Consider the following 765-nt stretch of genomic DNA (forward strand, 5'->3'; position numbering starts at 1 on the left):
GAGGAGGTTTCGCGTTCGACGGTGAGCCGAGTGACGAAGTCCCTCGAAGAGAAGGTGGAGGGCCTTCGCACCCAGCCTCTCACCCAGGCCTTCCCCTACCTGTACCTGGATGCCACCTTCCTGGACGCCCGGTGGGCGCGCACGGTGCAGAACGTCTCGGCCCTGGTGGCCTACGGCGTGGGAGAGGATGGGCACCGGCACCTGTTGGCCGTGACTCTGGGGGGCAGCGAGTCGCAGGACTCCTGGCTGGAGCTGCTGCGCCAACTGCTCGAGCGAGGGTTGAGGGGCGTGCGCCTGGTTATCGCCGACGGGCACGCGGGGCTGGCCGCCGCGGCCCGGCAGGCACTGCCCGAGGCCCAGCTCCAGCGCTGCACGGTGCACCTCACCCGGAACGTCCTCGCCAAGGCTCCCTGGCGCCTGCGAGGACGCCTCGGCAAGGAGACCTCGGCCGTCTTCGAGGCCCCCTCTCTCCTGGACGCCAGGAAGCGTCTGGAGGCGCTCCAGGCCGGACTGGGCCGCCAGGTCCCCGAGGCCATGGAGTGCCTGCGCGAGGGCTTCGCCGCCGCCACCTGCTTCTTCTCCTTCCCCAAGGCCCACTGGAAGCGCCTGCGCAGCACCAACGGCCTGGAGCGTCTGCACGGCGAAGTGAAGCGCCGCATCCGCTCCGTGGGCGCCTTCCCGGACCGTGCCAGCGCGCTGCGTCTCATCACCGCCGTCGCCCTCGAAGTGACTGGTATCTGGGACGACCGCCGCTACCTCGACATG

At 70.5% G+C, this 765-nt stretch carries 1 protein-coding gene; it reads left to right on the forward strand.

Annotated elements, in window-relative coordinates; translation table 11 throughout:
* Positions 1-765 (forward strand): IS256 family transposase (locus K8625_RS43600; protein WP_223786120.1); only part of this gene is annotated, 765 nt, incomplete at both ends.

Origin of the sequence: Myxococcus sp. AS-1-15 (assembly GCF_020037055.1) — a bacterium.
Taxonomy (GTDB): Bacteria; Myxococcota; Myxococcia; order Myxococcales; family Myxococcaceae; genus Myxococcus; species Myxococcus fulvus.